The sequence below is a fragment of the Nocardia sp. 852002-51101_SCH5132738 genome (assembly GCF_001665695.1).
GTDB lineage: Bacteria > Actinomycetota > Actinomycetes > Mycobacteriales > Mycobacteriaceae > Nocardia > Nocardia nova.
The window spans coordinates 97,387-107,375 of the sequence record NZ_LZML01000023.1 but is presented as its reverse complement, the minus strand read 5'-3'; the positions used below and the strand labels follow the sequence as shown (position 1 = coordinate 107,375).

Annotated in this window: 8 protein-coding genes and 2 pseudogenes; 9 read left to right on the top strand and 1 reads right to left on the bottom strand. The window is 66.0% G+C overall.

The window, feature by feature from the left end; all coding sequences use genetic code 11:
* On the bottom strand, positions 1 to 291 hold a 291-nt coding region (locus A5789_RS03080; RefSeq protein WP_197516543.1), incomplete at its 3' end, for a helix-turn-helix domain-containing protein.
* A 618-nt stretch (positions 292 to 909) separates the two neighbouring features.
* Between A5789_RS03080 and A5789_RS03075 the strand changes: the two are divergent.
* The 9 genes and pseudogenes from A5789_RS03075 to A5789_RS03040 all read left to right on the top strand — a co-directional run bounded on the left by A5789_RS03075 (position 910) and on the right by A5789_RS03040 (position 9,987).
* Positions 910 to 1,295, top strand: a pseudogene (locus A5789_RS03075) (general stress protein).
* A gap of 3 nt (positions 1,296 to 1,298) precedes the next feature.
* Positions 1,299 to 3,179 (top strand): molecular chaperone DnaK, encoded by a 1,881-nt coding sequence (gene dnaK / locus A5789_RS03070; protein WP_064906399.1) that lies wholly within the window; start codon positions 1,299 to 1,301, stop codon positions 3,177 to 3,179.
* Between the two features lie 8 nt (positions 3,180 to 3,187).
* Positions 3,188 to 3,715, top strand: coding sequence for a nucleotide exchange factor GrpE (locus A5789_RS03065; protein WP_064923400.1), 528 nt, complete (start codon positions 3,188 to 3,190; stop codon positions 3,713 to 3,715).
* A gap of 6 nt (positions 3,716 to 3,721) precedes the next feature.
* A complete protein-coding gene (locus A5789_RS03060) occupies positions 3,722 to 4,627 on the top strand; it encodes a DnaJ C-terminal domain-containing protein (RefSeq protein WP_064906403.1) in 906 nt (301 codons plus the stop codon).
* Positions 4,624 to 4,952: pseudogene (locus tag A5789_RS03055) on the top strand (chaperone modulator CbpM). The gene A5789_RS03060 and the pseudogene A5789_RS03055 overlap by 4 nt, the downstream one beginning before the upstream one ends.
* Entirely contained in the window at positions 4,934 to 7,564 is a 2,631-nt protein-coding gene (gene clpB / locus A5789_RS03050) for an ATP-dependent chaperone ClpB (protein ID WP_064906406.1), read from the top strand. Before A5789_RS03055 ends, clpB begins: the two are co-directional and overlap by 19 nt.
* Before the next feature lie 14 nt (positions 7,565 to 7,578).
* Entirely contained in the window at positions 7,579 to 8,031 is a 453-nt protein-coding gene (trxA, locus tag A5789_RS03045) for a thioredoxin (protein WP_064906408.1), read from the top strand.
* The gene (locus A5789_RS35265; protein WP_082857380.1) at positions 8,028 to 8,294 is read left to right on the top strand and encodes a UBP-type zinc finger domain-containing protein; all 267 of its coding nucleotides are present in this window, start codon (positions 8,028 to 8,030) and stop codon (positions 8,292 to 8,294) included. The genes trxA and A5789_RS35265 overlap by 4 nt, the downstream gene beginning before the upstream one ends.
* The gene (locus A5789_RS03040; protein ID WP_064906410.1) at positions 8,272 to 9,987 is read left to right on the top strand and encodes a cyclic nucleotide-binding domain-containing thioredoxin-disulfide reductase; all 1,716 of its coding nucleotides are present in this window, start codon (positions 8,272 to 8,274) and stop codon (positions 9,985 to 9,987) included. The genes A5789_RS35265 and A5789_RS03040 overlap by 23 nt, the downstream gene beginning before the upstream one ends.
* Positions 9,988 to 9,989 lie beyond the last annotated feature (2 nt).

Below are 9,989 nucleotides of genomic sequence, written 5' to 3'. Positions count from 1 at the left end.
CGGGGCCTGCTCCAAGGTCATCTCCACCACCTGCTGCACCTGATCCAGCAGAATCGACGGCGGCCGGCCCGGCCGCGGCTCATCAGCCAAACCGGCCAGCCCGTACTCGATGAAACGGCCCCGCCACTTACGCACCGTCATCGCCGACACACCTACCTGCGCCGCAACATGGGTGTTGAACGCACCCGGCTCGGCACAGGCCAGCACGATCCGGCACCGCAACGCATACGCCTGCGTCGACGTCGCCGCCCGCGCACCCCGCACCAACTCCCGACGCTGCGCCTCGGTCACCACCAAATCCGGCCCCGACCTCGGCCGCCCCGTCCTTGCCACCGACGAATCCTACAATTACACAACGGATTTCAGGCGCAGAACACTAGGACGCACCACTATGTTTCGCGTCTTGGACAACAAGCAGTGGGTGCATTCCAGGCGTCACGTTCTCTCCTCCTTGGAGTCTCCTCTTTCGGCTCCGCGATCGCTAGGGGTTGAGATCGGTCTCATCGATTTGTGGGCTCCGGCGAGCAGTCCCGATCTTTCGTATCGGAGTTACGAGTGGCCACACAGCAGGGTGATGGCTGGATTGGTGACCCCGCTGCGAGCTTGCTGCGGCACATCGCGAGGCTGCAAAGATTTCTGGTTTCGGGCGTTCGACCGGTGGTAGCCACCGAAAGTGGTGGCTGATGCCCGGTTGTGCGCACCGGCCGCCTCGAGCGGGTTCCGGCAGACATCTGTGTCCCGGCTGGGTTCTGGACGCCACCGTCTCCCGTTCTTTCGACGCCCAACGGGCGAATGAGGAACTGTCAGGCGTTTGAGCCGTGAGTTCGAGCGGTTGACCGACCCAGCCGGACGCCGAACCGGTATGTGCCGGCTCGGCGAGCACCGAATCATCGACGCCCAGGAGGCGTGATGTCAGAGTCCGGTCGTGGAACCTTCGCGATAGGTCCGCACCAGCCTGCCCGCCAGGTAATAGCAACGTTCGACGACTACGCCGACGCTGAAAGCGCCGGCGACTCCCGCTCCGACCAGCATTTCGCGGTAGACGAACCGGCCATCGACAGACACGACATCGAACAGGTAGTGGGCCGATCGAACTACCGCCGCGCCGCTCTGCGAGGTGCCGCCGCGGGCGGGCTGATCGGCGCATTCTTCGGCTGGATCTTCGCATTGGGCGGTCGGCGTGACTTCACCTCGACCCAGCCGTCACAACCACGTCACTACGAGGTCCTCGCCGACGTCGAGGTCGCGGACGAGCCGTGCGCCTGCTCATCGGCCGGACCGATCGAAAGGAATGAGCCATGGCGACCGCTGTAGGTATAGACCTGGGCACCACGAACTCGGTCATCGCGAGCTGGCAAGGCGGTGAGCCGGTCGTGATCTCCAATACCGAGGGAGCGCGAACGACGCCGTCGGTGGTGGCGTTCACCGAGAGCGGGGAGCGCCTGGTGGGTCAGCTCGCCCGACGACAGGCGATCTTGAATCCCAAGGGCACGATATATTCGGCGAAACGCTTCATCGGACGTCATTACGACGAGGTCTCCGAAGAGGCCAAGGCGGTGAGTTTCGACGTCGTACCGGGGGACAACGGTGAAGCTCGATTCGACGTGCGGGGCAGGAAGTACGCGCCGGAGGAGATCAGTGCCCTCGTGCTGCGCAAGCTCGTCGACGACGCGAGCAAGTTCCTCGGTGAGAAGGTCAAGGAAGCGGTCATCACCGTTCCGGCCTACTTCAACGACGCGCAGCGCAACGCCACCAAGGACGCCGGCCGGATCGCGGGCCTCGACGTTTTGCGGATCATCAATGAGCCGACCGCTGCGGCTCTGGCGTACGGCATGGACAAGCAGACCCACGAGACCGTATTGGTCTTCGACCTCGGCGGCGGCACTTTCGATGTGAGCCTGCTCGACGTCGGCGACGGGGTTGTCGAGGTTCGTGCGACGGCGGGCGACTCCCATCTCGGTGGCGACGACTTCGACCGACGTCTGGTGGACTATCTCGCCGACGAATTCCAACGGGCGGAGAACATCGATCTGCGCAAGGATCCGCAGGCTTTACAGCGCCTCTTCGAGGCGGCGGAAAAGGCCAAGGTCGAGTTGTCCTCGGTGACACAGGCTCAGGTCAACCTGCCCTTTGTCACCGCTGACGCGAACGGTCCCAAGCATCTGACCACGACGGTCATGCGATCGAAGTTCGAGGATCTGACGGCGGATCTGGTGGAGCGCTGCCTCGGTCCGGTGAAGCAGGCGATGAGTGATGCCAAGGTCACCGCCAACGACATCGACGAGGTGATTCTGGTCGGCGGGTCGACACGTATTCCGGCGGTGCAGGCGCTGGTTCGCCGGCTCACCGGCGGCAAGGACCCCAATATGAGCGTCAATCCGGACGAGGTCGTGGCGCTCGGCGCCGCGGTCCAGGCCGGTGTGCTCAAGGGCGAGGTCTCCGATGTGCTGTTGCTCGATGTCACCCCGCTGTCCCTGGGTGTCGAGACCCAGGGCGGGGTGATGACCAAGATCATCGAGCGCAACACGACGATCCCGGTCCGGCGCAGTGAAGTGTTCGCCACCGCGGAAGACAATCAGTCGGCAGTGGATGTCGTGGTCCTGCAGGGCGAACGCGAACGGGCCGCCGACAACCGGGTGCTCGGTCGGTTCCGGCTGGAAGACATCCGCCCCGCGCCTCGTGGCGAGGCCCAGGTCGAAGTCACGTTCGACATCGACGCCAACGGCATCCTCAACGTCACCGCTCGCGACAAGGACACCGGTAAGGAGCAGGGCATCACGATCAGCGAGCAGGGCAACCTGGACCAGAGTGAGGTCGAGCGGATGCTCGCGGAGGCCGAACGGAACCGGGCGGAGGACGAGGCGCTGCGCAAGGCGGTCGATGCTCGTAACGCGCTCGATTCGGTTGCCTATCAAGTGGAACGGCGACTGGCCGAACTCGGCGACAGTGCCCCTCCGCACGAGAAGGCGCGTGCCGAGATGCTGATCGCCGACGCCCGAAAAGCCGTGCAAGACAATGCTTCCCCCGCGGAGGTGGAGCCACTCACCTCGGAGCTGCAGCAGCTGCTCTACGGGCTCGCGTCGGCCCAGACCGGCGGCGACGGACAGCAGGCAGGCGGCGGAGGTGCGTCGTCGTCGGATGACGACGACGTGATCGACGCCGAATTCGATCGAAGCTGAGGCACACGATGGAAAGGTCTGCAGATCATTCGACGAATGAGTCGGCGACCGAGTCGGCGACCGACGAGGATCGGACCCAGACGGCTCCTGACCGCACCGACACGGGGGCCGAGCTGGCTCAACTCGAGGACCGCTGGCGCAGGGCCCTGGCGGATCTGGACAACCTGCGCAAGCGGGTTGCCAAGGATCTGGAGCGTGCACGGGCCGCGGAGGTGGCGAGGGTTTCCGCTGCGTGGCTCCCGGTGCTGGACAATTTGGAGCTCGCGCTGGCCCATGCGGGCAGCGATCCCCAGGCCGTCGTCGAGGGCGTGAAGGCGATCCGCGACCAGGCGGTACAAGTGCTGGCGCAGTTCGGCTTCGAGCGCCACGACGAGGTCGGTGTGCCGTTCTCTCCGGAGCTCCACGAGGTGGTCAGCGTGGTGGCCCAACCCGACCTTCCCTCCGGGACCGTGATCGAGGTCGTGCGCCCCGGCTATGGGGAGGACGGCCGGCAGTTACGTCCCGCCTCCGTGGTCGTCAGCCGGCCCGAGGGGTGAGCAGCGATGGCGCGTGACTACTACGAAGTGCTCGGTGTCCCGCGGGGTGCCGGCACCGACGAAATCCAGCAGGCCTACCGCAAGCTGGCGCGCAAGTATCACCCCGACGTGAACAAGGACCCCACCGCGGAGGACAAGTTCAAGGAGGCCAACGAGGCCTATTCGGTGTTGTCCGATCCGGACACCCGGAAACGCTACGACCGATTCGGTGAGGACTTCCGGCGTGTCCCCGAGGATTACGACGAACGGGTCCGGGCGAGCGCCGGCGGGTACGGCGGCACAGGCAGAAGGGTGCGCTTCGGTCAGGGTTTCGGCGGCGAGGGCGCCGTCGGTTTCGAGGACCTCTTCGGTCAGATGTTCGGCGGCGCCGGCGGGTACGGACCGATTCCCGGCGCCGATCAGGAAGCGGAACTGGAACTGACCCTGGAAGAGGCGTATCGGGGCGGTAAACGCAGTCTCAGATTGGATGGACGGCAGTTCGACGTCGACATCCCCGCCGGTGTCCTGGACGGCCAGAGAATCCGGCTGGCCGGGCAGGGCGGCCGGAGCAACGGTGACGCACCGCCCGGGGATCTGTACCTCGTGGTGCGGATCAAACCGCATCCCCGGTTCCGGGTGCAGGGCCGCGACATCTACGTCGACCTGCCCGTATCGCCATGGGAGGCGGTGCTCGGGTCGACCGTTGTCGTTCCCACACCGGGTGGTGAGGCGAAGGTCAAAGTGGCAGCGGGCTCCTCGACGGGCCGGAAGTTGCGCCTGCGCGGAGAAGGAATGCCCAATCCGCGTGGCGCCAAGGGCAATCTCTACGCCGAAATCAAGGTGATGGTGCCGTCGAAACCGACAGCGCGCGAACGCGAACTGTTCGAACAGTTGGCCGCCGAATCGAACTTCGATCCGAGGAAGAAGACATGAGCACACCGACCCCGGTCACCCGGTACGTATTGGTTCGCCGTCCCGGATTGTCGCCGGAAGCCTTCGCCGAACGTACCGGGCTGCACCCGGATCTGGCACGAAGGCTGGTGGCACTCGGCTTGCTCGATGCCCACCGCGACGCCGCCGGCGAGATGTCGTTCGAACCATCCGAAGTGGCCAACGCCGCCCGCATCCAACGGCTGCGGACCGGCCTGGGCCTGAACTACTCGGCGATCGGGCTGGTGCTCGATCTGCTGGATCGAATCGAGAAACTCGAAGCAGCTTCCCGCGCAAGGAGGACACCCCATGGATACCGGCAGCCTGACTGAAAGGTCACGAGAAGCCCTGCAGGAAGCCCAGAACATCGCGACCAGAATGGGGCACACCGAGGTCGACGGAGAGCACCTGCTGCTCGCGTTGGTCGATCAGCCGGAAGGACTGGTACCCCGACTGCTCGAGCAGGCTGGTGCGAACGTCGATGCTCTGCGAGCCGATCTGCAAGGTGAACTGTCGCGTAGGCCGAAGGTCAGCGGCCCCGGCGCGACGCCCGGTCAGGTGATGATCACCCAGCGCTTGGCCAAGCTGCTCGACGCTGCGGAACGGGAGGCGAAGCGCCTCAAGGATTCCTATGTGTCGGTGGAGCATCTCGTGATGGCCCTCTCCGAGGAGGGGTCGGCCAGTGCGGCGGGACGGGTCCTCGCGCGTCATGGGGTCACACGGGAGGCATTCCTCACCGCCTTGACCACAGTGCGCGGGAATCAGCGCGTCACCTCGGCCACCCCGGAGGGGGCGTATGAGGCTCTGGAGAAGTACGGACGCGATCTCGTCTCCGAGGGCCGGGCGGGCAAACTCGATCCGGTCATCGGCCGAGATGCCGAGATCCGCAGGGTGACGCAGATTTTGAGCCGGAAGACGAAGAACAATCCGGTGCTGATCGGCGACCCCGGCGTCGGTAAGACCGCGATCGTGGAGGGCCTCGCCCAGCGGATCGTCCGCGGCGACGTGCCCGAGGGCCTGCGCGACAAGACGATCTTCTCGCTCGACATGGGTTCCCTGGTGGCCGGCGCGAAATACCGCGGCGAGTTCGAGGAGCGACTGCAGGCGGTGCTGTCGGAGGTGAAGGCGGCCGAGGGGCGCATCCTGTTGTTCGTCGACGAGTTACATACCGTGGTGGGGGCGGGATCGGGCGGCGAAGGGTCTCTCGACGCCGGCAACATGCTCAAGCCGATGCTCGCCCGCGGCGAGCTGCACATGATCGGCGCCACCACTCTCGAGGAATATCGCAAACACATCGAATCCGATGCGGCACTGGAACGTCGATTCCAGACCGTTCTCGTCGACGAGCCCAGCATCGAGGACGCGATCTCGATTCTGCGCGGACTTCGGGAACGCCTCGAAGTGTTTCACGGCGTGAAGATTCAGGACGGCGCCCTGGTTGCCGCCGTAACCCTCTCGCACCGGTACATCACCGACCGCTTCCTTCCGGACAAGGCGATCGATCTGGTCGATGAGGCATGCGCTCGGCTACGCACCGAAATCGACTCGATGCCCGCCGAACTCGATGAGCTCACCCGGAAAGTCACCCGGCTGGAGATCGAAGAGGCCGCGCTGTCCAAGGAAACGGACGCGGCCAGCAAGGCGCGCCTCGAAGAGCTCCGTAAGGAGCTGGCCGACCTGCGGGCCGAGGCCGACGCCCGGCACGCTCAATGGGAGGCGGAGCGGCAGGCGATCCGGCGGGTGCAGGAGCTGCGGGGAGAGCTGGAACGGTTGCGCCATGAGGCCGAAGAGGCGGAGCGCAACTACGACCTCAATCGTGCTGCCGAGTTGCGATACGGCGAGATCACCGAGCTGGAACGCAGGCTCACGGCGGCGGAGGAGCAACTGACCGCCAGGCAGGGCCGCAATCCGTTGCTCCGGGAGGTGGTCACCGAAGACGAGATCGCGGAGATCGTGGCCGCGTGGACGGGTATCCCGGTTGCCCGGCTGCAGGAAGGCGAGCGCGAGAAGCTGTTGAAGCTCGACGAGATTCTGCACGAGAGGGTCGTCGGTCAGGAGGAGGCGGTGCAACTGGTCGCAGACGCGGTGATCCGGGCGAGGTCCGGTATCCGTGATCCGCGCCGGCCGATCGGTTCGTTCATCTTCCTGGGCCCGACCGGCGTGGGCAAGACGGAGCTCGCGAAGACGCTGGCCAGTGCCCTCTTCGACAGCGAAGACAACATGGTGCGCCTGGACATGAGCGAGTATCAGGAGCGGCACACGGTGAGCAGGCTCATCGGTGCGCCTCCTGGATATGTCGGGTACGACGAGGGCGGCCAGCTCACCGAGGCGGTGCGTCGCAAGCCGTACTCCGTCGTGCTCTTCGACGAGATCGAGAAGGCCCACGCCGACGTCTTCAATACCCTGCTGCAGGTGCTCGATGACGGCCGGATCACCGATTCTCAAGGGCGGCAGGTCGATTTCCGGAACACGGTGATCATCATGACCTCCAACATCGGATCCCAGTATCTCCTCGGGGGAGTCACCGCCGACGGCGAGATCACACCGGATGCGCGGGAGCGGGTGCTGGCGGAGCTGCGCGGCCACTTCCGCCCCGAGTTCCTCAACCGTGTCGACGACATCGTGTTGTTCACCCCGCTCACGCTGCCCCAGATCGAGCACATCGTGGAGCTACAACTCACCGATCTCCGGAACAGGTTGTCGGAGCGGCAGATACACCTGGATATCACGCCGGAAGCGCGCCGGCTCATCGCCGAACACGGTTTCGACCCGGTTTACGGTGCGCGGCCGCTGCGGCGGTACATCGCCCACGAGGTCGAAACCAGGATCGGCCGTGCGCTGTTGCGCGGCGAGATCGAGCCGGGGGGCACCATCCGTGTCACGGTGGCCGGTGGCGAGCTCGCCGTCGCGTATGCCGAACCTGCCGTCGCGGCGGCCTGAGAGGAGGTGTTGTCATGGGAACCGAAAAGGTGAAGTGCCCGAACTGCGGCAAGGTCAACAAGGTAGCGGTAGCCGGGGAAGGAAAACCGCGATGCGGCAACTGCCATGAGCCGCTGCCCTGGATCGCCTCGGCAGGAGACGACGACTTCGCGGAGGTCGCCGAGAGATCCTCGGTCCCTGTGCTCGTCGACCTCTGGGCGACGTGGTGTGGCCCGTGCCGCATGGTCAGTCCGGCGCTCGAGCAGCTCGCCAGGGAACGCGCGGGTCGGATCAAGCTGGTGAAGGTCGACGTGGATGCTGCGCCCAGGACGGCCGAACGATTCACCGTCCGCGCGGTACCGACTCTGCTGGTGATGGACCGGGGCGAGGTGCTGGCCCGTCAGGCGGGCGCCGCTCCGGTACCACAACTGCGCACATGGCTCGATCAAGCGCTCTCGGCACATGCGGGCAAGGAGGCGACGCCATGACTTCTGTCCCTGTCGACCCACACGTGACCGCGATCCGGCCCGTCGCACCCCGGACTCCACAGGGCTGCGAGGAATGTCTGCGCCTCGGCACCCCCTGGGTACATCTGAGGCTCTGCCTGACGTGCGGACATGTCGGTTGCTGCGACTCCTCGCCGGGCAAGCATGCGAGCGCGCACGCTCACACTGTCGGCCATCCGATCGTCCAGTCGATGGAGCCGGGTGAAGATTGGCGCTGGTGTTATGTCGACCAGAACTTCGTCTGAGGACCCCGCTCCCGTGCGCGAGATTCCGCCTGTCGACGCCGAGACACCGGATGAGCTGGGAGCCTACCCGCGCCTGACCGACGACCAGGTCGCGACGCTCGAGGTCGGTGGCACGCGCCGATCGGTTGGCGCCGGTGAGGTGCTGGTCCGAGAGGGCGAGCCCAGCAACGACTTCTTCGTCATCCTCTCGGGCAAGGTGGCGATCATCGACGAGGGCGACGGAGACGGCGAACGCCGGATATTGCGCGTGCACGGTCCCGGCCGATTTCTGGGCGAGCTCGGGTTGCTGGAAGGCCAGGTGGCGTTCTTCACCGCCGAGACGATCGAGGACGGCGAGATACTCGTCGTCCCGGCCGAGCGGGTGCGCGAGCTGGTTTCCCACGATCCCGTCCTCAGCGACCTGATCCTGCGCGCCTACCTGGTGCGGCGGCATCTGCTGATCGGGCTCGGCTCGGGATTCCGGATCATCGGCTCCTGTTATTCACCGGACACGTTGCGGCTTCGAGAGTTCGCCATGCGAAACCGATTGCCCCACAGGTGGATCGATCTGGAGCGCGACGATCGGGCGGAGCAGCTGCTGCGCAGCCTGGACGTCTCCCCCGAGGACACTCCCGTGGTGATCTGGCACGGCGAGAAGGTGCTGCGTAATCCGACGAATGCGGAACTCGCCCGCATCGTCGGGCTTCCGGTCCCGGATGCGGCCCAGGACGTAAGCGACCTCATCGTGGTGGGTGCGGGACCGGCCGGTCTGGCCGCGTCGGTGTACGGCGCTTCGGACGGGTTGAACACGGTGACACTGGAGTCGTTCGCCGCGGGTGGCCAGGCGAGCACCTCCTCCCGGATCGAGAACTACCTGGGCTTCCCGGCGGGGATCTCCGGGTCCGAATTGGCGGAGCGGGCCGTGATCCAGGCCGGCAAGTTCGGCGCCCGCATCCTGGTGTCGGCGGAGGTCGCCGGTTTGGGGTCCGAGGACGGGCTCCACGTGCTCCGGCTGGCGGATGGCGGCGCGGTTCGCGGCCGGGCCGTCGTGCTCGCCACCGGGGCGCGATATCGCAAGTTGTCAGTTCCGGGAATCGAGGTCCTGGAGGGGACGAGCGTGTACTACGCCGCGACCCATCAGGAAGCGCGGATGTGTGGCACCGACCCGGTGGCCATCGTCGGCGGCGGAAACTCCGCCGGGCAGGCCACCGTCTTTCTCGCGGACCGTGTTTCCCACGTGGACCTGCTGATCCGCGGCGGTGACCTCGGAAAGAGCATGTCCCGCTACCTCGTTGACCAGATCGAGCGCCATCCGCGCGTGACCGTTCACCGCAATACCGAGATTCGCGAGGTCCACGGTGAGAAGTACCTCGACGAGATCGTGGTCGAGAACAATCACACGGGCGCACGCGACACCCTTCGGGTGCGCGCCCTGTTCGTCTTCATCGGGGCGGTGCCGCACACCGGGTGGCTGGCCGACACGATCGCACTCGACGACCACGGCTTCGTCCTCACGGGCATGGACGCGGTCCGCGCCCGTGCGGACGGCAACCAGTGGATCGGCGACCGGCCGTCGAGGACGCTCGAAACGAGCCTGCCTGGCCTCTTCGCTGCCGGTGACGTCCGCAGCGACTCCGTGAAACGGGTCGCCTCCGCCGTCGGTGAGGGACCGATGGCGGTTCGCCAAATCCATGAATACTTCGACAGGAGCTGACG